Below are 22,464 nucleotides of genomic sequence, written 5' to 3'. Positions count from 1 at the left end.
TAGCGAATGGGACTTGCGTCAAGCAGGCGGCCGACAGATCAGCCCCTCACATTCATGTTGCGCAGCACCAGGCACGCCCCGCCGGCGCGGCGGATGCGGGTGCAGAGTTCGTCGGCGGCGGGGCGCGTTTCGGCGCCGATCCGCACCTGGTAAAACGTTCGCGTGCCCCGGCTGCGCCAGATCCGGCCCGAGAGGCTCGGGTCCTGATCGCCGATCACCGCGCTCAATCGCTTCATCGCCCGTGAATATATCGCCAGCGCCCGGTCGCGATTGAAGCCGGCGGCGAGCTGCACGCCCCACGGCCTGTCGGCGCCAAGCTTCACGTGCTGCTCCAGCTCGGTGATGAAGGGATTGGGCGCGCGCCTGAGCAGGGCCATCAGTTCGCGGCAGGACGAATTCGGCGCGCGGCTTGGCAATGTGTCTTTGGTGCCGGGCCTGGCCCACTCATCGACCGTCGCGCCGGTGATGGCTGACACGTAATTGCGTGTCTCCTGGGGCATGAAGCCGGAGCCATCGAGCCATTCCCGCACCCGCCGCGGTCCGGCATTATAGGCCGCCGCCGCCAGCCCGAGATTGCCGAACTGCCCGCGCAATTCACGCAGGAATTCCGCGGATTTCGGCAGCGCCTGCACGGGATCGAAGGGGTCGAGCAGCCGGCGTTCGCTGGCGGTTCCCGGCATGAACTGCGCGATGCCCTGCGCGCGCTGGCCGTTGCGCGTCACCGGTCCGACGGCATCGGGCTGAAACCGACTCTCCTGCCAGATCACGCGGGCGAAAAACTCCAGCGGCAGGGCGTTGGCCCTCGCCGCCGATTCGATCATCAGGCACATCGCCTCGCGGGTATCGGTCTCCCGTGCACTGTTCGCGGGCTTCTCCGCCGTGCCCCTTTCGGCGCTGCCTGCGGGTTCTTCGACGCCGGGCTTTGCGGGTTCGACGCCGGCCGCCGCGGGCGCCGCCTCCTCGGCCATCGCCCGCGCCGCAGGCTGCGCGAGCGCCAATACGACAGCGCAAAGCGCGGCTGGCAGACCAATGAACGTTCGCATGGGAGCTCTGCTATCCACCAGCCGCGCTTGACACAGGGAACCGACCGTCTAGCTATTGAGCCGCAGCTATCCGCAAGAATGATGGCGCGCATGTGGAGCGCAAGGCATGAAGGCAGCTTCGGACGACCAGCTCGGCTTCGCGCCCGACGACGACGCGCCAATCCGCTATATGCAGCGGACCCGCGACTATTATGCGGCCATCGGCTACGCCACGCCCTATCGCTGGGCGCATTTTGTCGAGGCGCCGTTCCAGCCGCTGACCAAGCCGCTGGCGCAGTCCCGCGTTGCGCTGATTACCACGGCGGCGCCGTTCGATCCGGCCAGGGGCGATCAGGGCCCGGGCGCGAAGTACAATGGCGGCGCCAAATTCTATACGGTCTATGACGGCGATACCTCCCGTGACCATGATGTGCGGATCTCGCACATCGCCTATGACCGCGTGCACAGCAGGGCCGACGACAGCGGCAGCTGGTTTCCGCTGCCGCAACTGCGGCGGCTTGCGAGCGAGCGGCGGATCGGCGAAGTGGCTCCCCGCTTCTTCGGCGCGCCGACCAACCGCAGCCATCGGGTCACCATCGAAACCGACGCCCCCGAAATCCTGGCGCGCTGCAAGGCCGACAACGTCGATGCCGCCGTGCTGGTTCCGAACTGCCCGGTCTGCCACCAGACCATCAGCCTGGTTGCCCGGCACCTGGAGGCCAACGGCATTTCCACCGTGGTGATGGGCTGCGCCAAGGATATCGTCGAGCATGCCGCGGTGCCGCGCTTCCTGTTCTCGGATTTTCCCCTCGGCAATTCGGCGGGCAAGCCGCACGATCCCGCATCGCAGGCTCTCACCCTGGAATTGGCCCTGCGGGTGCTGGAAACCGCCCCGGGCCCGCAAACCACGGTGCAGTCGCCGCAGCGCTGGAGCGCCGATGCGGCATGGAAGCGCGATTACAGCAACGCCAGTGCCCTGAGCGCCGACGAACTGGCGCGGCTGCGGCGCGAATTCGACGCGCAGAAGGAAATCGCGCGGGGCTTGCGCGAGAGCGCGGCGTGAGGACTTGCGGCTGTCGAAGCGACCGTGAGGGGCCTGAAAAGCCCTGAAATCGCGGCTTGTCCGGCCATCATCAATTTACGTTAACGGCGCATTTTGCCGGCCATGGTCTTTCTCGAGATGCGAAGCCGGGTATGGTTCCCCTCTGCAAGGGGAGACTATTTCGATGCTGGATCGGCGCCAGAACGCACGCGACAAGGTGATCTACGGCGGCGTTGCCGGGATCGACGAAAACGGCACGACCCGGGAATGCGTGGTGCGCAACATCTCGGAAACCGGCGCCAACGTCGAATTCAAGAGCATGGTCAAGCTGCCGAAGGAACAGATGTCGCTGACCATCGCACGAAAGGGCCGCTCGTTTCTCGCGAGGATCATCTGGTGGCGCGACAATTTCGTCGGCCTGGCGTTCAGTTCGGAAACCGAGATGCCGGTCTCCGATCTCGAGGAGCGGTTGCGCAAGAGCGAAAAGAAAAAGCGCCAGCTGCAGCGCCGCATCAAGGAACTGATCGGCGAAGGCTGAACCGGGGCACGGTCGCCGCGATACAACACATTCCGTCATTGATGGGCCTGATGCCACGCCCGTTCGGGAACATGGCACCAGCACATCATGAGACCTTTGGCTGCCGTCGATCGCGACGGCTTACATGCCGATGATCGCGATGTCCTTCACGGTTCCCGTCACGCCCGCGATCTTGGCGGCTTCCGTCGCCTTCCCGCTGGCGAGGTCAACGCTGTAAAGCGTGCCACCTGACATCAGCCAGGCTTCATTCTTGCCGGCGCCATCCGACCAGATATCGAAAGCCACCTGGTCGGCCTTGACGCCAAGCTTGCCGATCGCACCCAGCACGCCATCGTTGGGCGGGGCCTGCTTGATCAGGCCGCCGATTGTCGCGTCAATATTGAACAGCACCGTCTCTTTCGCACCCTTCACCGAATTGGTGTAGGCGCCGGCCACGATGTTCGGTTTTTCGCTCTTGTGCATGTCTGCGGCGGCATACTTATGATCGCCGTCCTTCGTAACCTTGCCGTCATCGACATTGGCGCGCAGGTTCATGCCGTCGGCGCCCATCACGCGCAGACGATCGGCAACCGGATTGAAATCCACCGTCGCAGCCACGCCCTTGGCCAGCATGGTGTCGAGCTTGGACTTCATCGTGGCCTTGCCGTCCATCGCGATGGTGACGACGGTTCCATCGTCCACCAATCCATAGAGCAGGCCATCGGCCGGGCGCACGTCGATTCCGACCAGTGCGCCGGAAATCCCGGTAACCTTCACCGAACCGGTGGCCTTTTTCTGTGCGGTATCGACCATGGCAATGGTATCGCCGCCGACCAGCGCCGCCACCTGAGCAGCATTGGCGGCCACGGATGTCAGCAGAAGCGCCGCCGAAGCAGCGAAAAGCGAGTGAATCTTCATTTGGAACTCCCTGTGTCCGAACTGATCCTCTCGGGATCAACACGGGTACTGGCCGGCAGACCGAACGGATGCATGGGAACAAGAAAATAATCTCGCGAGAGGTGCATCCAAATGCCGCACGTCGGAGGTAGAGGGAGTATGCAAGGGCTTGGGCATGACAACGAATGGCACTGTCACCGGTGGCCGCTACGATGCTCGGCCAGCCGACCACGAACGCGAGGCGCAAATGTCCGCTGCGCTGGCACGTTGTGCGGCGGGCGATCGCGCTGCGCTGCAGGTCATCTACGACTCCGAGGCCGCACGCATGATCGGCGTGGCCCGGCGGATCCTGTTTCGGCAGGACCTCGCCGAAGAAGCCGTGCATGATGCATTCGTTCGAATTTGGCAGGGCGCATCCGGTTTTGATCCGCAGCGCGGAACCGCTCGCGGCTGGCTCTATGCCGTTGTGCGCAACCGCGCCCTGACCATTCATCGCGCCGAACACCGGTATGACGGAGCTGATGAGAGCGCCTTGGAGGAAATCGATTGCGAGGCGGCGATCGTACGATTGCCCGAGACCAGCGCGCTGCGCAATTGTCTCGAACGTATCGACCGGCCACGTCGCGACGTCGTCGTGCTCGCCTACGTGCACGGCATGAGTCACAGCGAACTGGCCGCTCGCCTCAAGGTGCCGCTCGGCACCGTCAAGAGCTGGGTCCGGCGCAGCCTGTTCTCGCTTCAGGAGTGCATGGGATGAGCATGCACGATGATGATCAGGCAATGGCGGCGAACCTTGTGATGGGCCTGCTCGATGCCGACGAACAGGCGGCAGCGGAGCGGCGGCTGACAGAGGATGCGGCATTCGCCGACGCGGTCAGCGCATGGCGGGAACGGCTGGCGGATCTTGATGCGACCGCCGATCCGGTCGCACCGGGTTCGGGACTCTGGACTCGCATCACGGAATCCATCCAGACAACACCGGCTAGCGTCCCGCTGCGCGACGGCCAGTCTTCCGCGCGCAACGTGACACTGTGGGACAATATCCGGTTCTGGCGCGCGGCCGGCCTGGTGGGGGCTTCCGCCGCTGTGCTGTTCGCGATCGTCGCCATCGGCGCGGTCGTGGCATCGATACAATTGCGCGGGGATCTCGTCGCCCTCGCCCAGCGCAAACCTGTGTATGTCGCCGTGCTGGTCAACGATACGACCCGGGAGACTGGCGCGATCGTCAACGCATTCGCCGACGGCCGGGTCGAGTTGATCCCGCTCAAATCAATCGACGTTCCCGCGGGCCGCACGCTGCAGGTTTGGACTCTTTGGGATCGCACCGTCGGCCCGAAATCGATCGGACTGACCGACCAGGCCCGTACGTTGCAACTCGACCTGCAATCGCTGCCCAGGACCATCCAGGATCAATTGTTCGAAATCACGCTGGAGCCCGAGGGCGGTTCACCCATCGGTCGGCCCACCGGCCCGATCCTGTTCAAGGGTAACGCCGCCCGGGCGATGTAAATCTTTCGAGGTCGGCAGTGCGCCCGGCTTGCTCCGAGCGAAGCGTTGTCCATCAAAAAAGCCGGCGGTCTCGCGACACGCCGGCTTTCCGATTGTTGATCTCGTCAGCGGTTCACGCCTTGACCAGCGGACCCCGCGAGGCCGGGCCGCTCGATCCACCGCCGGGACCGCTGGGCTTCGGCTTGCGCGGCACGCTGCGCTTGCGCGCGCCGGGCAGCTTTTCCGGTTTCGGCGTCACCGGGCCCTCGACATATTCGAAGCCGATCTTCTCCGCCGCAGCATCGGTGTCCGCCTCGTCGTTGACCAGCACGACGCGAACATGGCCGCCGCCCTTGAGCTTGCCGAACAGCACCTCGTCCGCCAGCGGCTTCTTGATGTGCTCCTGGATCACGCGCGCCATCGGCCGCGCACCCATCTGCTCGTCGTAACCATGCTTGATCAGCCAGGACTTGGCCGGCTCCGACAATTCGATCGTGACGTCGCGGTCGGCGAGCTGCGCCTCGAGTTGCAGCACGAATTTTTCCACCACCATTCCGATCACATCGGGGTTGAGATGCGCGAACGAGACGATGGCGTCGAGCCGGTTGCGGAATTCGGGCGCGAACTGGCGGTTGATCGCCTCGTGATCGTCGCCTTCCCGCTTGTTGCGCGTGAAGCCGAACGCCTGGCGTGCCAGGTCGGCGGCACCGGCATTCGTGGTCATGATCAGGATCACGTTGCGGAAATTGACCTGCTTGCCGTTATGGTCGGTGAGCCGGCCGTGATCCATGATCTGCAGCAGCACGTTGTAGAGATCCGGATGCGCCTTCTCGATTTCGTCCAGCAGCACCACGCAGTGCGGATGCTGGTCGACGCCGTCGGTCAACAGCCCGCCCTGGTCGAAGCCGACATATCCCGGCGGCGCACCGATCAGGCGCGATACCGTATGCCGCTCCATATATTCCGACATGTCGAAGCGGATCAGTTCGACGCCGAGCGAGGCCGCGAGCTGTTTTGCCACTTCGGTCTTGCCGACGCCGGTCGGCCCCGAGAACAGATAGGAGCCGATCGGCTTTTCCGGCTCGCGCAGGCCGGCGCGCGCCAGCTTGATCGAGGCGGCCAGCGCGTCGATCGCCTTGTCCTGGCCGAACACCACGCGCTTGAGCGTCTGTTCCAGATGCTTCAGCACCTCGGCATCGTCCTTCGAGACGCTCTTGGGCGGAATCCGCGCCATCGTCGCGATCGTGGTCTCGATTTCCTTGATGCCGATGGTCTTCTTGCGCTTGTTCTCGGCGACCAGCATCTGCGCCGCGCCCGACTCGTCGATCACGTCGATCGCCTTGTCCGGCAGCTTGCGGTCATGGATATAGCGCGACGACAGTTGCACCGCGGCTTCGATCGCCTCGTTGGTGTATTTCAGCCGGTGATAATCCTCGAAATAGGGCTTCAGCCCCTTCAGGATCGCGATGGCGTCTTCCACCGTCGGCTCGTTGACGTCGATCTTCTGGAACCGGCGCACCAGCGCGCGATCCTTCTCGAAATGCTGACGGTATTCCTTGTAGGTGGTCGAGCCCATGCAGCGGATGGTGCCCGATGCCAGCGCCGGCTTCAGCAGATTGGAAGCGTCCATCGCGCCGCCCGAGGTGGCGCCGGCGCCGATGACGGTGTGGATTTCGTCGATGAACAGGATAGCGTTGGGATGGGCCTCGAGCTCCTTGAGCACCTGCTTCAGCCGCTCCTCGAAATCGCCGCGATAACGGGTGCCCGCCAGCAGCGTGCCCATGTCGAGCGAGAACACCGTCGCCGCCGCAAGCACTTCCGGCACTTCGCTGTCGACGATGCGCTTGGCGAGGCCTTCCGCGATCGCGGTCTTGCCGACGCCGGCTTCGCCGACGAACAGCGGATTGTTCTTCTGGCGCCGGCACAGCACCTGAATGGCGCGGTTGATCTCGGTATTGCGGCCGATCACCGGGTCGATCTTGCCGTCGCGCGCCTTCTTGTTGAGGTTGACGCAGTAGGTATCCAGCGCCTCCCCCTTCTTCTTGGAATCGTCGTTGCCCTTGGTCTCGGTTTCCTCGTCGACACCGCGCACCGGGCGCGCTTCGGAGACCCCGGGCCGCTTGGCAATGCCGTGACTGATATAATTGACCGCGTCATAGCGGGTCATGTCCTGCTCCTGCAGGAAATAGGCGGCATGACTCTCGCGCTCCGCGAAGATCGCGATCAGCACATTGGCCCCGGTAACTTCCTCGCGGCCGGACGACTGCACATGGATCACGGCGCGCTGAATGACGCGCTGGAAGCCGGCGGTCGGCTTGGCGTCGTCGGCGCCGTCGGTCACCAGATTCTCGAATTCGGTCTCGAGATAGTTGACCAGGCTGGTGCGCAGCTTGTCGAGATCGACGCTGCAGGCACGCATCACGGCGGCCGCGTCGGAATCATCGATCAGCGACAACAACAGGTGTTCCAGCGTCGCATATTGATGATGACGCTCGTTCGCAATCGCCAGCGCACGATGCAGGGATTGTTCAAGGCTCTGGGAAAAAGTTGGCATTCGCGTCCTCTGTGGCCCCCGCCATCATGATCGCCGTTTTCAGGTCAGGCAACAACAACCTTTGACATATAGTTACGTCCGATCATGGCGGAAGGCCGGCTTCGACAATAGTGGTTTCCCTCTAAGTGCACCCAGCGCGGCAGCACCGAGCAGTCCGGAACTCAGCTGGTCCCGGCCTCCAGATCGCAACATTCAAAGCAAAACCCGTTCCGTTTTGGCGGGAATTGACGCGACGCTACTTTTTTTCCATCACGCATTGCAGGGGATGCTGGTGCTTGCGGGCAAAATCCATCACCTGGGTCACCTTGGTCTCGGCGATTTCGTAGGTGAACACGCCGCACTCCCCGATTCCATGGTGATGGACGTGGAGCATGATCTTCGTTGCCGCCTCGACATCCTTCTGGAAGAACTTCTCCAGCACGTGAACGACAAACTCCATCGGAGTATAATCGTCGTTGAGTATCAGCACGCGATAGAGATTCGGGCGCTTGGTCTTGGGCTTGACCTTGGCGATGACCGACGTGGTCGGACCCGTCCCCCCGGCATTGCTCTCGTCATTGCCCATTCGGGGAGCAGATGCGGCGGGCGCGGCGGTACGGTCGAATCTGGAAGTTAATTGCAGCATGGCACAGGCGTTTGAAATCCCCACGGGAAACCGGAATACGCGACCCAGGACGCCTCAGGCGACACGGCCCCCTGCGGAGCCAACCAATGAGTTCCCAGACACGTCCCAGATCGCCGCTCCCGGACGGCTCGACCCCAGCGGCTGGATCGATAGCATTGAATATGGGTCCGGCTTCGGCCCGCTGCAAGCGCACTGACCCCAAGAGCCTGGAGCCCCGGACCCCTTGGACCCTGGGACTCCCTGGCCAAAGGCCAACCTGCCGCGGAGCCGATTCCCGAGCCCGGCGATCCCCGCAAGGTTAATCAATTCCTTCGGGTTTGACAAAGCCGGGCCACCGGTCATTCAGCGGGCATTGACGATAGCGAACAGTTCTGGCGACCGAGACGTATTTAAGTGGCTATTGAGCCAGTTTTCTCCGGACGGATTTACCAGCCGTTCAGCGGATTGACCCGAAATGGGGCACGGAAACCCAATTACGGTGAAAATCATGCCCGGTACCTCCCTTGCCCGTCAGGTCCGTCAAGCGCTCGGCCGCTTCCCCGCCGCCAATGAGGGCAACATCGCGGTGCTCTTCGGCTTCGCCCTGTTACCCATCCTCGCCTTCATGGGCGCGGCGATCGACTATACCCGCGCCAACAGCGCGCGTTCGTCGATGCAGGCCGCCCTCGATTCGACGTCATTGATGCTGGCGAAGGATCTGTCCGACGGCAGGATCACGGTCGAACAGATCAACAGCAAGGCAATTTCCTATTTCAACGCCCTCTACACCAACAAAGACGCCAAGGCGGTGACGATCAACGCGACCTATACCGCCAATTCAGGCCAGGGCTCCACCATCAAGGTCAACGGATCCGGCAACGTGACCACCGAATTCATGAAGGTCGCCGGCTTCCCGAAGCTGAATTTCAACACCAGTTCGACCTCCGCATGGGGCAATGTGCGGATGCGGGTGGCGATAGCGCTCGACGTCACCGGCTCGATGAATCAGGACGGCAAGATGAACGCGCTGAAGCCCGCCGCCAAAAGCCTGATCGACCAGCTCAGCGCGCTCGCGAAGAATCCCGGCGATGTCTACGTCTCGATCATCCCCTTCGCCAAGGACGTCAATGTCGGCGCCAGCAATTACAACGCGAGCTGGATCAACTGGAGCGACTGGGACGACGACAACAAGACCTGCAGCGGCTGGGGATGGGGTCAGAACTGCACGCCGAAGGATCACAATACCTGGAATGGCTGCGTCACCGACCGCGATCAGAGCTACGACACACTGAACACCGCGCCGACCGGAGGTCCCTCCACCCGGTTCTACGCCGAGCAATACAATGCCTGCCCGGCGCAACTGATGCCGCTCAGCTACGACTTTGCGGCACTCAAGAACAAGATCGACTCGCTGACCCCCAATGGCGGCACCAACCAGCCGATCGGTATCGCCTGGGGATGGCAATCTCTCACCCAGAGCGCCCCGCTCAATGCCCCCGCCGAAGACGCGAACTACACCTACAAGAAGGTGCTGATCGTGATGTCGGACGGCCTGAATACCCAGAACCGCTGGCCTTCCTACGGCAACGGCCAAACTCAATTCAACGGCCAGATCGACGCCCGCCAGCGTATCCTGTGCGACAACATCAAGGCCGCCGGCATCGTCATCTACACGATGCATGTGAACACGGACAACGATCCGACCTCGGCGGTCCTGCAATATTGCGCCAGCGGCAACGACAAGTTTTCCACCGTGACGTCCGCGAACCAGATCATGGCCGCCTTCAACTCGATCGGAAGCTCGCTGTCGAAGTTGCGCGTCGCAAAATAATTTCCGCGCGCCGGCCCGCAAACAGGAAATGAGCCCGCAAACACGAAAAAGCCCGGCCATGACGGCCGGGCTTTTGATATGCTGGAACCGCGCCGGGCTTAGTGCGTGGCGGCCGGGGTGTACTTCGCGATCAGGCCCTCGAACGGCTTGAAGGACTGCTTGGCAAGGTCGCTGTAGAGACCGGCGATCTTCTGCGACTCGGCCATGAAGGTCTCGTAGGTGGACTTCGCAAACTCGGTCTGCAGTTCGATCGCCTTGTCCAGCGACTTCACGCCGGACAGCTTCTCGACCATCGACTTGGTGTCCTCGAACGACTTCTTGGTGTAGTCGCCGTAGGCACCGGCAATCGCCTGAATGCCGTGCTGCATGGTCGTCGCGGAGGCAACGACCGTCTCGAGCTGCTCTTTGCCGTACTGCTGGATGTCTTCAACCTTGACCATCGTGGAGTCCTTCCCAGACTGATGCGTATTGGATTTCTTGCCGGGAGGTACCCGGCTCCCTTGCGATCGTCATCATAGTGCATCGCACAATAAAGTCAAGAATCTTTGTGCATCGCACAATTCGATCGAATAAGGCATAAACACCGGGGCATTACGCAACGGTTGCTTAATCTTTTGGAAACTCGGCCCGCCTAACCTGATTCTTGGACTTGTTCGCGTTCCAGACAGCAGCCTGAAAAATTGTTTGTGAACAGCGTCTTAGCTAACACGGCGGGCGCACCGGCCATCAGGGCGAAAAAGCCTGCCCTGATGCGGACTTGAGCAGGGGAACCTCGCCGGCCGTTGGGCATAATTTAGCCTCACGAACCGGTGATCAAGACAGAAATTGGGACGGGGAAGTTTATGCTTCGCACAACCTTGGCTTCCTCGCGTAACCTGCGAGTTTGCGTACTCGGCCTGGCCACGATCGTCACCGCGGTCATTTTCACCACCGATTCCGCCGATGCCCGCCGCTACCGCAAGCATGTTCGCCACCACGCGCAGGCACCCAGTTACAGCCCGGCATTCGCCTCGATCATCGTGGACGCCAATTCCGGCGCGACGCTGACCGCCAACAATCCCGACGCCATCCGTTATCCCGCCTCGCTCACCAAGATCATGACGCTTTATCTGCTGTTCGAGCGCCTCGAATCCGGCAAGCTGAAGCTCGATTCCGAAATGGAAGTATCCGAATTCGCCTCCCGGCAGGCGCCGACCAAACTCGGCCTGCGCCCGGGCCAGACTATCTCCGTAGAGGACGCCATCAAGGGACTGGTGACGCGCTCGGCCAACGACGCGTCCGTCGTGATCGCGGAAGCCATCTCCGGCGATGTGGATGATTTCGCCAAGCTGATGACGCGCAAGGCGCGCGCGCTCGGCATGACCAAGACGGTGTATCGCAATCCCAATGGCTTGCCCAATAGCGAGCAGGTGACCACCGCGCGCGATCAGGCGACGCTCGGCCGTGCGATCCAGGAACGCTTCCCGCGCTATTACCGCTACTTCGCCACCTCGAGCTTCGTCTATCGTGGCCATGCGATCCGCAGTCACAACCGCCTGCTCGGCAACGTCGAGGGCGTCGACGGCATCAAGACCGGCTACACCCGCGCCTCCGGCTTCAATCTCGTGACCTCGATGCGCCGCGGCAACCGCCATCTGGTCGGCGTGGTGCTCGGAGGCCGCAGCGGCGGCTCGCGCGATGCCATCATGCGCAACCTGCTGGCGGAAAATCTCGCAAAGGGCGCCACCCATCGCACCGTTGCCGCGATTACCGAGCGCAGCATTCCCGAAGCCAACGCCGCTGTCGCCGAAGCCGAAGCCGCCGCGCGGCCGACGCAGACGGTTCAGGCCCAGGGCGCGATTCAGGTTGCCGCCGCGGCGCCCGCAGCGCCGACCACCCGTTCGATCGCACCGGCCTCGAAGCCAATGGTACTCACCCCGGCCGTACCGCCGCAGGCCAGGACCGAGCCGGCACCGCTGACATCAGGCGTTATCCAAACCCAGCAGATCGCCGCGATCCCCGGCTCGTCCGAACCGATGAAGCCGGTCCGGGTGAAGACGGTGCAGGTCAAGGCTGGACCGATCAAGCTGGCCTCGGCCGGTCCGGACCAGCCGGCAACCATCACCCATGCCATCACCCCGCCGCGTCACGTGCCGGAGACATCCGGCGCCGTGGTAGCCAAGGCCGAAATCAACAAGGCCGAAATCAATACGGCCGAAAGCAACTTAGCCAAGACTCAAGCCGCCAGGACCCAGGTCGCCAGGACCGAAATGCCGCAGCAGCCGGTCAACCACGGGACCGGCAACGGAATCCTCGGCGTATTGCCGGCCTCGAACACCCCGCCCGCTCACCCCTCGCAGGCCATGGCCTATGTGGCGCCGGCGCCCCGGGCCCAGCCGCAGACCATTCAGCAGAACGGCGCCATCAAGCCTGCCGTCGTCCATACCGGCTGGATCATTCAGGTCGGCGCCCTCGAAAGCGAGAGCGAAGCACTTGCGCGCATCGAAACGGCGCGTGGCCAGGCCAGGGGCCTGCTTGCCAAGGCCGAGCCGTTCACCGAGCCGGTGATCGCCAAGGGCGACCGGAAGCTCTACAGGGCCCGCTTCGCCGGCCTCGACCGCGATCAGGCCGAGGCGGTGTGCAAGACCCTGAAGCGCTCCGACATTTCCTGCATCACCGTCCGGAACTGATCCAAACAGCTCACAAGGTCGATCTCGACTCTCGATGCCGGCGCCGCGCGCCGGCATTTTTGTATTTGCCGGATTGCGCGCAAATTCCCTGCCTGAAAACTTCTCGTCAAGATTTTGCAGTTAATACTGGATGACGAAGGATCGACCACGCCAGACAACGGCGGGCGGCCACGGGGCGTTAAACAGAGAACAACGGAAGCAACTTTCGGTTTGTAGCGTTTGGTGGCGTTGCCGGAGTTAGCTTAAATGCGTGCGAAGCAAAGTATCCTTGGCCTGGTTCACGCGGGCGGCGAGGTACGTCGACCCCCCTTGATCGGGATGCAGTTTCTTCATGAGCGCGCGGTGCGCGCGCCCGATTTCGTCGCGGCTCGCCCCCGGCTGCAGGCCAAGGATCTGATAGGCCTCCTCGTCCGTCATTTTTCCGCCCGACGCCGCGCGGCTCTGCCCCCCTGCCCGGTCTCCCTGCGCGTCCTGACGCCAGGCGGGAAACCTGCGGTCCAGATAGCTTTCAAATAGCGCCACGCTTTCGGCGTCGAAGCTGGAAATCATCGCCGTCAGTTGCGCCAGGTCGAACTGGCCGAGATCATGACCGGCATAAGGTCCGGCCACGATCTGTCCCGACAGATTACCGCTGTCGTGGTCCAGCGTCATGTCGAGAAACTGCGAACGGACCCTGGAGGTCTGGCCCGCGGAGCGCTTGCCGCCGAACATTCCGCCGACATTGCCGAATCCCGATGTCCCGAACGGCGACCAGCCGAGCAGCCCGGCGCCGAAGATACCGAGCGGGATGGCCGCCGCGAGTTGCCCCTTGAGGCCGGTAAACGCCGCCACCGCAAGCAGCACGATGCCGCCGCCGATCTTGATGGCGCGGGCCAGAATGACGGGATTGGCCGCACGGAACATCTGCAGCAGCGAGTAGAGCAGGATAACGGCGACGACGCCGAAGATCAGGGTTGCCATGACCTCTATATAGGAGGGGCAGGGACAAAAAACATGCGCTCGCCCGCCCTTCCCCCTTCAAAGCGGTGAAGCGCGCTCACTTCATCTGGCCAAGCAGCCTGGCCGCTCCGCTACCGGTCCTGGACAGCCTCAGCAAGGCCTCGCGCCCGCCCGCGGCATAGGCCGCCGCCGCGCGCAACAGCTCGCGCAGTTGCGCGGCGGCGCCTGGATCGAACCGGCACCACGCCCCGCCGGTGAGGCGCGCGATCTCGCGGAAACCCTGTTCGGCGACGTCGTCGTGGCCTTCCTGGAACATGAATACCGGCACCTTGAGCAGGCCGAGCTCACCGGCCTTGACGCAGAGATCGTCGATCGGCTCCTCCATGGCGTCGCCGACGAACACCACCGCCCGCACACCGGCCGCCACCGCCTCGCGCCGCGCTTCCGACAGCACCTTGCCGATCTGGGTGTTGCCGCCCCGGCAATCGATCTTGCCCATCAGCGTGGCCAGTTGCGCGCTGTCGGAAATCCATCCCGAGGCCCGGCATTCATTGAGACCACGATAATAGACGAGCCGGATGTCGAGACTGCCGAGGGCAGCAGCCTCGCGAAACATGTCGGCCTGCAGCGCGCAGGCCATGTCCCAGGTCGGCTGCCGGCTCATGGTGGCGTCGAGCGCGAACACCATGCGGCCGCGGGCTCCGGCGGCGTGCGGCGACATCGCGCGGGCCTTGGCGACGAAGGCGGCGATCTCGTCGGAAGCGGACGGCCTCGCTTCCGGCAGCGGCTTGCCGGACGCAGGTTCTTGCGACGCGGAAACGGCGCCTGTGGATTTCGGTTTGGTCGGCTCGCCGGACATCAGCACTCGCAAATTGCAGCGAGCCCTATGTGGGCCGGGATCGGCAAGCGGTCAATGCCGCGCGGCTTGCCTATCCGCAACCGGCCTGTAACCCGGCCTGAGCCGGCGCACAGCGACAACGATCAATTCGTCACCGCGCGCGGCGATTTCGACACAGGACTCAACGCCGAGATCGAACCCGGGGCCGGCTCGACGATCTTCGGCTTCTTGGTATCGACCGGCGCCAGCGCGCTGTCGGTATCGCCCAGGAACTTGTCGAGCATGGTCTGAATCGCCGTTTTCGCATTGTCCGGACCGGTATCGCGCATATCGTTGTGCTGGAAGCCGGTATCCACGACGGTAATGTCCGATTTCTCGCACTGCTCGGCATCGGGAACGACACCGGGATCCGGCTTGAACTGGGCATCCTTCGAACGGAACGACAGGATCTTGAACTTGCCGTCGGTCGTGAACGGCACGCGCAGATTGTCGAGCGTCACGACCTTCTTGATCTGGTCGGGATACTCCTTGGCGAAATACATCGAGATGTCGCCGCCCATCGAATGCCCTACCATGGTCAGCTTGTCGTAGTTCGCGTTGGGTTGGACCTTCTTCATCTCGTCGACCGCGAAATGGATGTTGGCAACGCCGCGCTGGATCTGCGGCAGGCGGCCGACATAGAGTTCGCCAGGTTTGGTCACCATCGGCGGATCGGTCGGCAGGTCATGCTGGGGGCTCAGCGAAATGTAGCCGCGCGCCGCGAATACGTTGGCGAGAAACGAATACTCGCTGTTCTTGACGGTGTTGCCATGATTGAGCACTGCCACCGGCAGCGTGATCATGCCGGCATTGGCCTGCATTTCCTTGTCGCGCCGGACGGCGATAGACACCGCGACGGGACGGTTGCCGCGCGCCGAATCGATGAACGTCACCGTCTCATGACGGATCGCCCATTTGCTTGCGGTGAAGTAGCCGACCGCAACCAGAACGGTAAGCGAAAGCAGAACCAGAATTCCACGTTTCATGTTCGTCCTCGGGACCCCGTTCAGGGATATTCCTATGCTCGGGACTCTGCGTTCCCTTGTCCATGATATATGTCACGGCGAGTTGACCGGAAGACCAAATGTTGTGAATCGGCCGCCTGATCGTTGTGCGGTGCAACCGCTTTTTGTGCAGTTGCACAGCCCAGGAACCCGCACTGCGTTTCACACTGTCGGACGTCACCACTCAAGGTTAGGTTCAGGAACTTAGGTAAGGGCCTGTTAAAAAAACCGGCGGCGGCGCGTTCAGTTCCGCCCGGACGCATTTTCGCGGGATACCCCGCTTCGAGCCGGCGGTAATTGCCCACCACACACGGTCAGGCGCCGAGTATGTCGTGGACTTCGAGCGGCTTGTCGACCTGGTTGAACCATTCGGCCCGGTTGGCCGCGCGGCGACGGCCGCGCTCATCCAGCGGCAGCTTCAACTGGCGCAGCAGGCTCGTCACCTCCTCACGCGCCGTCACATGGCCGAGACTCGGGCGGGTGCCGAGCGTCGCCTCGTCGAGGTCGTCGAGGGCGGTCAGCCCGCGCGGGAAGAACTCGCGGTAGACCACGCGTTCGGCGAAGCCATCGATCGAGCGAAAACCGAGACGAAACGACAGTTCCTTGAGACCGTCGGCGACAAGCTGCTTGTTGCGCGATCCCAGCATCGACAGCCGGTTGCGAACCACGACCCAGTCGGTGGTGGCGCCGTCGAGCTGGCGGCGCTTGCGCCTGGTATCCCTCACCATCTCGGCATAGTGGCTCTCGCCGGTCACGGAATAAGTGGCGGGGTCGACGGTCCCCAGCACGTCGAAGTCGAGGAAGCTGTCGTTGATCGGCGTCACCAGGGTGTCCGCCATCGAGTGCGCGAGGCGCATCAGATAGCTGTCCGACCCCGGCGTATCGATCACGATGAAATCGAAGGTTCGCTCGACCGCGCTGACGGCGTCCATGAATTGCTGGAACTCGGACGTCTCGTTGTCGGCGATCTGCATGGTCTCGCCGAGCTTGATGCAGCAATGCACCGGGATCTCGAGATCGAGGCCGGTGCGCCGCGCCCACGCGCTGCGGTTGCCGATATAGCGGGTGAAACTCTGCTGGCGGCAATCCAGATCGATGGTGGCGACGCGCTGGCCGGCTTTCATCAAGGCGACAGCGATGTGCAGGGCGGTGGTGGATTTTCCCGATCCGCCCTTCTCGTTGCCCAGCACGACCACATGCGCCGAGCCCGATTGCCCCTGACTGGTTTGCACCAACATGATTAAGCCCCTGCGGATATCATCAAATTACGCGCGACCGCGGTCAAGTGAAATGCTTCACAGCTTCTTCAAATCGCTGGCTGTCTGCCTTAATCATTAATCGCAGACACGGTGCGGCAGTGTCTGTGATCTGGCGCACGCCTGGCGCGCGGTCGCTTCGCCTGATCGCGGCTGCGATCGGATTGGCGGCAATTCACGGCTCTTGATAAGATCGCCCTCCCCGCCCAGGCAGCAGGGCCAAGGCCTCCCTGCCGCAAGAGATCGAGCCCCATGTCACGAAGTCCCATGATCGTCCGCACGGTCCCCGCATTGCGTCGCGCCCTCGACGGCCTTCGCGCCCGAAAAGCCACCATCGCGCTGGTGCCGACCATGGGAGCGCTCCATGACGGCCATGTGTCGCTTGTCCGACTCGCGAAACGCCGGGCCAGGAAAGTCATCGTCTCGATCTTCGTGAACCCGACTCAGTTCGCACCGACCGAAGATTTCGGTTCGTACCCGCGAACCTGGAAGGCCGATCTCGCCAGGCTCGCCGCCGAGGATGTCGACCTGATCTGGAACCCGGACGTCAAGGCCATGTACCCCGAGGGCTTCGCCACCCGCATCGTACCGGAGGGACCGGCCACCGCAGGGCTGGAGGACCGCTTCCGGCCGCACTTCTTCGGCGGCGTCGCCACCGTCGTCGGCAAATTGTTCGCGCAGGTCAGGCCGGATTTTGCGATTTTCGGCGAGAAGGATTTCCAGCAGCTCCGGGTGGTGGCGCGGATGGCCGGCGATCTCGACCTCGGCGTCAAGGTGATCGGCTCGCGAACCGTACGCGAGCGCGACGGCCTCGCGATGTCCTCGCGCAACGTCTACCTCACGCCTGAAGAACGCCAGATCGCACCGGTGCTGTACCGCGCCATGAAGGAAAGCGCCGCGCGCCTGCGCGCCGGCGACGCGGTTGAGGACGCGATGGCCGGCGGCGCCGGGCAGATCGCGAGCGCCGGTTTTGTGCTCGACTATTTCGAGGCCCGGCATGCCGAGACGCTGGCGCCGATCGCTTCGGTGAAGGACGGCCCGGTGCGCATCCTGGTGGCGGCCAGGCTCGGCAAGACGCGGCTGATCGATAATATCGGGGTCTAAAGCAGTCCGAGATCGCGCAATTCGCGGCGCAGCGGCTCCGGCATCGCCGCGACGCTGGCGGCAGCCTTGCCGAGATCGGGCGGAGCCGAATCCGGCGTGAAATAGCGCCAGCCCTGGAACGGCCGCATCGGCCGCGGCGAGACCGCGATCACCTTGGGCTGCATCACCAGCCGGCATCGTCCGAAGCCGTCCTTGTCGCGGAACGGCTCGATCGCGATGATTTTTTCCCGGGCGGCGATCTCGCCGCGGATCACCCAATAAAGCGAGCCGCCCGCGACGATTTCGTCGCCGCGTTTCGGCGTCATCCGGGTGACGTGAATATGATGAAGCGGCAGGCCCTTTTTCCTGGCCGTCGCCATGCGCTCGGCGACCCAGCCCCTGAGTTCCTTGATGGATTCGCAGCCGACGCAGAGCTTGACGAGATGAAGTGGCATAACGTGACGTTTAGCGCCCGGCGACCGGTTTTGGAAGCATCACTCGTCTTCGGCCGCGGGGGGCGCAAGCTGAACCGGACCAGCGCGTGAGGACTTCGGTGCGGGCTGTTTCTTGGCCGCAACCGGCGCGGTCGCCGCGGTCGTGGGCGGGGTTGCCGGGCGCGACGACGGCAGCGGCGCATTCGCAAGCGCAGGCGCGCGCGGCGCGGACGGCGCCGCTGCCGTCGCCGGCTCGGGCGTCATGATATTGACCGGCGGGGTCGAGGCCGCCGACGGAAAATCAGCCGTAGTGGGCTTGCCGGTGGGCATCGTCGGCGCGAGCGCCGACAGCGGCGCTGCCGCCGCCATCGGCGCCGGTGCGTTCCATGACGCGGAGTAGCGCATCACCAGGCCGTCATAGATCCGCTCATCCATGTTGGACACGAGTTGCTGGCGATTGGTCAGCGACTGAAAGGCGGCGCAATCCGACGGCGTGCAACGGTCGCGCGCCAGCAGCACATGGGCCATCAAGCCGTAGCGGTCACGCTCGATGGCCCCGCGCAGCGCCTGCAGTTCGGGTGTCAGCCTGTTGTTGGCGGACGCGACGTCGCCATGCGCCGTCAGCCGCGTGATTTGGGCCGCCGCATAGGAAAGCGCCGCGGCGGTTGCCTCGGCGGAACCGAACAGCGCCTTCTCGCAAGCCGTCAGCACGGTTTCGCCGGCCAGATCGTCGATACAAGACAAGGCCGGAAATGCTGCCATGACCGGCGCCGGCGACCCCGCCTCGGCGGATGCAGTGCGGCCGTCCGGCTCGAACCCGCGAAGAAATGCCGTGCTCGCGACGCCGATCGCCAGCAGCGTAATCACCGCCAGCGTGCCGTTGGCAACCGACTTCTCGGCGCGCAACAACATGATGAGCACGATGATCGCGAAAAATCCGGCCGTGGCCAGTGTCAGCCACATCGACAAATTTGGCGAATGCCAGAATCGCTCCAGCGACGAAGCCCAGTCCCAGTTCATGCGCGGTGTCCCCCAACGCAGCAAACGCATCCAGCGAAAGCTGAATGCCGATCCTGACGCACTCGACTATTGCAGCATAGTTCCGCGAACCGGGCGTTTTGACGGCGAGCGGAATGGAAACGGCTCAACCCCGCACGCCATTCTCTCAGGAGATGTCGAGCTGACTTTCCTTGGCCACCCGTTCGAAAGCCTCGGTCGAACTCTTGATCCGATACTGGTAGTCGTCGCCATCGGTCGGCAGCAGCCGGATTACCTCATAGGTACCGCTGGCGGCCGGACGGGCAACGTTGCTGGCGGTGAAATAGACGGTCTCTCCAACGGTGAATTTATGCTTCAACGCCCTCTCCATCACGCAAAAAGGTCGGCTCCACCCACGGTCCCGCTGGCTTCTGCCGACTGAAAACCCTGTGGCAAGATAGCACAGGGGCCGCCGAATAAACCAGTCACATCAAGGCATGGCAAACACCCATATTTAACAGCCTTTTCATGGGGATAGTTGCCAATCTGCCGGGACTGGACTAACCTGCGCGGCTGCCTGCCGGAGCGTCACGCGGTGCTTTGGGACGGCCTTGACCCCGCAGGGGAACTTGCCCTCTCCGGCGCACCCATTCGTTCCGGAACTTAACGCCTCACACCGTCTCGAACTTCTCGATGACAAGCGTTTCGGCGAGGCCCGCGCGGGTCCATTCCGCGAAGGCGGGCAATGCCGTCATCGTCTCCATATAGGCCACCGCCTGCGGCGCCACGGCGATCGCATAGGTACGAAACCGGTGCACGACAGGCGCGAACATGGCGTCCGCGGCGCCGAAGGTCCCGAACAGGAACGGCCCCGATCTTCCCCAGCGTTCGCGGCATTCGGTCCAGATCGCTTCGATGCGCGCGACATTGGCGCGGGCGTCGGCCGACAATTCGATAGCCCTGACCGGGCGATGCAGGTTCATGCCGCATTCGTTGCGCAGGGCCACGAAGCCCGAATGCATCTCGGCCGAAATCGAGCGCGCATGCGCGCGGCGCGCGCGATCTTCGGGCCATAGCCTGGCCTCCGGAAAGCGTTCGGCCAGATACTCGATGATGGCCAGCGAATCCCAGATCGTGATGTCGCCATCGATCAGGACCGGCACCTTGCCCGAATGCGAGAAACTCAGGATCCGGTCCTTGTCGGCCGCCTTGTCGGTATAGAGCGGAACGAAAATCTCTTCGAACGGGATGTTGCCGGCACGCATCGCCAGCCAGGGCCGCAGCGACCACGACGAATAGTTCTTGTTGCCGATCACCAGTTTCAGGGTCATCTCGAAGCAATCCTGTTGTTGGCCAGTCACCTTGCCACAACGCTCGGCGACGATTCAACCTGCCGATCGGCGGCGGCCCGGTTGCCGCGCTGGGTCATGCGTGGCATGCCTTCGCCGGCATCCGGAGGATGGGACATGGCGGCATACTGGGTCGACATTCTGGCGATCGGCTTCTTCGTCCTGGAATGGACGGTGTATGCCATCACGCTGGAGCATACCGCCTACGGACGCGACAGCCTGTCGGCCCGCATGAATGTCTATCGCGAGGTCTGGGTGCGGCGCATGCTCGACCGCGAGGCGCGCATGGTCGACATGCAGATCATGGGCGCGCTGCAGAACGGTACGGCATTTTTCGCCTCCACCAGCCTGATCGCGGTCGGCGGGGCGCTGGCGCTGCTGCGGGCGACCAACGAGGCGCTGGCCGTGCTCGGAGCCTTGCCGATCGACCTCAAGACCTCGCCAGCGCTCTGGGAGATCAAATGCGTCGGGCTGATCCTGATTTTCGTCTACGCGTTCTTCAAGTTCGCCTGGTCGTACCGGCTGTTCAACTATGTCTCGATCCTGCTCGGCGCGATGCCGCCTGTCGAGCAGCGCGATACCGCGGAAGCGGAAGCCCATGTCATCCGCACCACGAGACTTTTCGAGGCCGCGGGCCGGCATTTCAACCGCGGCCAGCGCGCGTTCTTTTTCGCGCTCGGCTATCTCGGCTGGTTCATCAGCCCCTGGGTGCTGTTCGTCACCACGGCGGCGGTCGTGATCGTGACCTGGCGCCGGCAATTCGCTTCCAATGCCTGGCGGGCGATGGGTTAGGCGACACGTGCGGCCTCGGCGGCCGGCTCGATCGATCGCAATGCGCATTCCAGCGGCATCGGACGGCCCAGGAAATAGCCCTGCACCTGCTCGACACCGATCAATTGCAATGTTTCGAACTCGGATGCGGTCTCGACACCCTCGGCGATGATGACGCTGCCGGTTTCGCGAGCAAATCCTATCAAGGCCGACGCCAGCGCGCGGCGGGCCGGATCGACATCGATATTCCGGATCAGGCCCATGTCGAGTTTGATGAAATCGGGCTGCAGGTTGAGGATGTGGCGAAGGCTGGAGTATCCCGCGCCGGCGTCGTCCACCGCGAGCCTGAAGCCGCGCTGTCGCAATGGCAGCAGGGCGCGCAACAGGTGCTCGTAATTCTCGACGTCGGAATGCTCGGTGATCTCGATCACGATCCGCTCCGGCGGCAGTTCGTTCATGACATCGGCGAACTCGCGGCTCATGATGGTCTCCACCGACGCATTCATCGCCAGGTGCAGGTGATCCGGAAGCGAACCCAGCGCGCCGGCGGCGGCGCGGATGGCGGCAAGCTCCAGCTCCCTTCCAAGACCGACTTCGGCGGCCTCGCCGAACCATTCGTTGGGCGGCCGGGTCGGCACTCCGGAAAACCGGGTCAGGCATTCAAAGCCGACGACCTGCCCGCTGCGGATATCCCGGATCGGTTGATAGACGACCGCGAACAGGCCATGGTCGATGACGTCGCCGATCCGTTCGCGCTTCTGGCCGGCGGCTTCCGCGATCACAAGATCGCGGTTGATCTCGAATGCCGCAAGGTCGGCGAAGGCCCGCATGGTTTGCAGGTCCCGCGCATTCAACGACGGATTGGCTTCAAATCCGATGCAACAGAACATGCCATAGGGCCGCCCGTCCGGCAGCCGTATCGGCACGCTGATATGACAGCCGATATTGGCCGCCGCCGTGATCGGCATCGCTTTCGCCAGCGGCTCCAGCGACGTGTCGGGAATGAGTTCAGGCAGCCGCCCTTCAAGAATGTGCCGGCAGTAGACGTCCTCCAGCGAGCGGGAATCGCCGACCTTGATCAGCGCCTCCAGTCCCGGCGCATCCACTTCGCGAAAAACCGTCAGGTCCCCGGTGAATTCGGAGACGTAA

22 protein-coding genes are annotated in these 22,464 nt (G+C 63.4%); 8 read left to right on the top strand and 14 right to left on the bottom strand.

The features are described 5' to 3' along the window. Positions 1–38: 38 nt before the first annotated feature. Positions 39–1,043, bottom strand: a complete 1,005-nt coding sequence (locus tag Q8R73_RS10465) for a transglycosylase SLT domain-containing protein (protein ID WP_371126074.1) — start codon at positions 1,041–1,043, stop codon at positions 39–41. Positions 1,044–1,149: 106 nt separating this feature from the next. Between Q8R73_RS10465 and Q8R73_RS10460 the strand changes: the two genes are divergently transcribed. Further along, positions 1,150–2,085 carry a glycine/sarcosine/betaine reductase selenoprotein B family protein gene (locus Q8R73_RS10460; RefSeq protein ID WP_305719471.1) on the top strand — a complete coding sequence of 312 codons (936 nt, stop codon included), beginning with the start codon at positions 1,150–1,152 and terminating at the stop codon, positions 2,083–2,085. 163 nt (positions 2,086–2,248) lie between these two features. Next, a complete protein-coding gene (locus Q8R73_RS10455) occupies positions 2,249–2,602 on the top strand; it encodes a PilZ domain-containing protein (protein WP_305719470.1) in 354 nt (117 codons plus the stop codon). 120 nt (positions 2,603–2,722) lie between these two features. Here the strand turns inward: Q8R73_RS10455 and Q8R73_RS10450 are convergent, their stop codons facing one another. Continuing rightward, positions 2,723–3,499 (bottom strand): DUF4394 domain-containing protein, encoded by a 777-nt coding sequence (locus tag Q8R73_RS10450; protein ID WP_305719469.1) that lies wholly within the window; start codon positions 3,497–3,499, stop codon positions 2,723–2,725. 226 nt (positions 3,500–3,725) lie between these two features. On the opposite strand from Q8R73_RS10450, the gene Q8R73_RS10445 reads away from it, so the two are divergent. Continuing rightward, complete coding sequence (locus Q8R73_RS10445) at positions 3,726–4,235, top strand: sigma-70 family RNA polymerase sigma factor (protein ID WP_305719468.1); 510 nt, start codon at positions 3,726–3,728, stop codon at positions 4,233–4,235. Further along, entirely contained in the window at positions 4,232–4,987 is a 756-nt protein-coding gene (locus tag Q8R73_RS10440; protein WP_305719467.1) for an anti-sigma factor domain-containing protein, read from the top strand. Before Q8R73_RS10445 ends, Q8R73_RS10440 begins: the two co-directional genes overlap by 4 nt. Positions 4,988–5,099: 112 nt before the next feature. Here Q8R73_RS10440 and clpA read toward each other — a convergent pair whose 3' ends face one another. Together clpA and clpS are read right to left on the bottom strand one after the other, a co-directional pair. Beyond that, entirely contained in the window at positions 5,100–7,520 is a 2,421-nt protein-coding gene (gene clpA / locus Q8R73_RS10435) for an ATP-dependent Clp protease ATP-binding subunit ClpA (RefSeq protein WP_305719466.1), read from the bottom strand. A 235-nt stretch (positions 7,521–7,755) separates the two neighbouring features. Beyond that, positions 7,756–8,085, bottom strand: a complete 330-nt coding sequence (gene clpS / locus Q8R73_RS10430) for an ATP-dependent Clp protease adapter ClpS (RefSeq protein ID WP_305711211.1) — start codon at positions 8,083–8,085, stop codon at positions 7,756–7,758. 547 nt (positions 8,086–8,632) lie between these two features. On the opposite strand from clpS, the gene Q8R73_RS10425 reads away from it, so the two are divergent. After that, complete coding sequence (locus tag Q8R73_RS10425) at positions 8,633–9,955, top strand: TadE/TadG family type IV pilus assembly protein (protein WP_305719465.1); 1,323 nt, start codon at positions 8,633–8,635, stop codon at positions 9,953–9,955. A 98-nt stretch (positions 9,956–10,053) separates the two neighbouring features. On the opposite strand, the gene Q8R73_RS10420 is transcribed toward Q8R73_RS10425, so the two are convergent. Beyond that, positions 10,054–10,395 (bottom strand): phasin family protein, encoded by a 342-nt coding sequence (locus Q8R73_RS10420; protein WP_305719464.1) that lies wholly within the window; start codon positions 10,393–10,395, stop codon positions 10,054–10,056. Positions 10,396–10,797: 402 nt separating this feature from the next. On the opposite strand from Q8R73_RS10420, the gene Q8R73_RS10415 reads away from it, so the two are divergent. After that, the gene (locus Q8R73_RS10415; RefSeq protein WP_305719463.1) at positions 10,798–12,624 is read left to right on the top strand and encodes a D-alanyl-D-alanine carboxypeptidase; all 1,827 of its coding nucleotides are present in this window, start codon (positions 10,798–10,800) and stop codon (positions 12,622–12,624) included. Positions 12,625–12,861: 237 nt separating this feature from the next. Here Q8R73_RS10415 and Q8R73_RS10410 read toward each other — a convergent pair whose 3' ends face one another. The 4 genes from Q8R73_RS10410 to Q8R73_RS10395 all read right to left on the bottom strand — a co-directional run bounded on the left by Q8R73_RS10410 (position 12,862) and on the right by Q8R73_RS10395 (position 16,682). Beyond that, on the bottom strand, positions 12,862–13,584 hold the full coding sequence (locus Q8R73_RS10410; protein WP_305719462.1) for a DnaJ domain-containing protein: 723 nt from the start codon (positions 13,582–13,584) through the stop codon (positions 12,862–12,864). Positions 13,585–13,660: 76 nt separating this feature from the next. Next, positions 13,661–14,422, bottom strand: coding sequence for a VWA domain-containing protein (locus tag Q8R73_RS10405; protein ID WP_305719461.1), 762 nt, complete (start codon positions 14,420–14,422; stop codon positions 13,661–13,663). Between the two features lie 122 nt (positions 14,423–14,544). Next, entirely contained in the window at positions 14,545–15,426 is an 882-nt protein-coding gene (locus Q8R73_RS10400; RefSeq protein WP_305719460.1) for an alpha/beta fold hydrolase, read from the bottom strand. A gap of 332 nt (positions 15,427–15,758) precedes the next feature. Continuing rightward, a complete protein-coding gene (locus Q8R73_RS10395) occupies positions 15,759–16,682 on the bottom strand; it encodes a division plane positioning ATPase MipZ (protein WP_305719459.1) in 924 nt (307 codons plus the stop codon). 270 nt (positions 16,683–16,952) lie between these two features. Here Q8R73_RS10395 and panC point away from each other — a divergent pair, with 270 nt between their 5' ends. Beyond that, positions 16,953–17,804 carry a pantoate--beta-alanine ligase gene (gene panC, locus Q8R73_RS10390; RefSeq protein ID WP_305719458.1) on the top strand — a complete coding sequence of 284 codons (852 nt, stop codon included), beginning with the start codon at positions 16,953–16,955 and terminating at the stop codon, positions 17,802–17,804. On the opposite strand, the gene Q8R73_RS10385 is transcribed toward panC, so the two are convergent. The 4 genes from Q8R73_RS10385 to Q8R73_RS10370 form a co-directional block, all read right to left on the bottom strand. After that, positions 17,801–18,238: a DUF1489 family protein gene (locus Q8R73_RS10385; protein WP_305719457.1), complete on the bottom strand. Its 438-nt coding sequence runs from the start codon at positions 18,236–18,238 to the stop codon at positions 17,801–17,803. The genes panC and Q8R73_RS10385 overlap by 4 nt on opposite strands. 39 nt (positions 18,239–18,277) lie before the next feature. Further along, a complete protein-coding gene (locus Q8R73_RS10380) occupies positions 18,278–19,237 on the bottom strand; it encodes a hypothetical protein (protein ID WP_305719456.1) in 960 nt (319 codons plus the stop codon). Positions 19,238–19,382: 145 nt separating this feature from the next. Next, positions 19,383–19,586 (bottom strand): hypothetical protein, encoded by a 204-nt coding sequence (locus tag Q8R73_RS10375; RefSeq protein WP_304874438.1) that lies wholly within the window; start codon positions 19,584–19,586, stop codon positions 19,383–19,385. Positions 19,587–19,866: 280 nt separating this feature from the next. Next, complete coding sequence (locus tag Q8R73_RS10370) at positions 19,867–20,526, bottom strand: glutathione S-transferase family protein (RefSeq protein WP_305719455.1); 660 nt, start codon at positions 20,524–20,526, stop codon at positions 19,867–19,869. A 135-nt stretch (positions 20,527–20,661) separates the two neighbouring features. Here Q8R73_RS10370 and Q8R73_RS10365 point away from each other — a divergent pair, with 135 nt between their 5' ends. Next, the gene (locus Q8R73_RS10365; protein ID WP_305719454.1) at positions 20,662–21,336 is read left to right on the top strand and encodes a DUF599 domain-containing protein; all 675 of its coding nucleotides are present in this window, start codon (positions 20,662–20,664) and stop codon (positions 21,334–21,336) included. Here the strand turns inward: Q8R73_RS10365 and Q8R73_RS10360 are convergent. Further along, positions 21,333–22,464 (bottom strand): EAL domain-containing protein (locus Q8R73_RS10360; RefSeq protein ID WP_305719453.1); only part of this gene is annotated, 1,132 nt, incomplete at its 5' end. The two genes, Q8R73_RS10365 and Q8R73_RS10360, sit on opposite strands and share 4 nt — an antisense overlap.

It is taken from the genome of Bradyrhizobium sp., from assembly GCF_030697065.1.
Taxonomy (GTDB): domain Bacteria; phylum Pseudomonadota; class Alphaproteobacteria; order Rhizobiales; family Xanthobacteraceae; genus Bradyrhizobium.
This window is presented reverse-complemented; position numbering and strand designations above follow the sequence as displayed.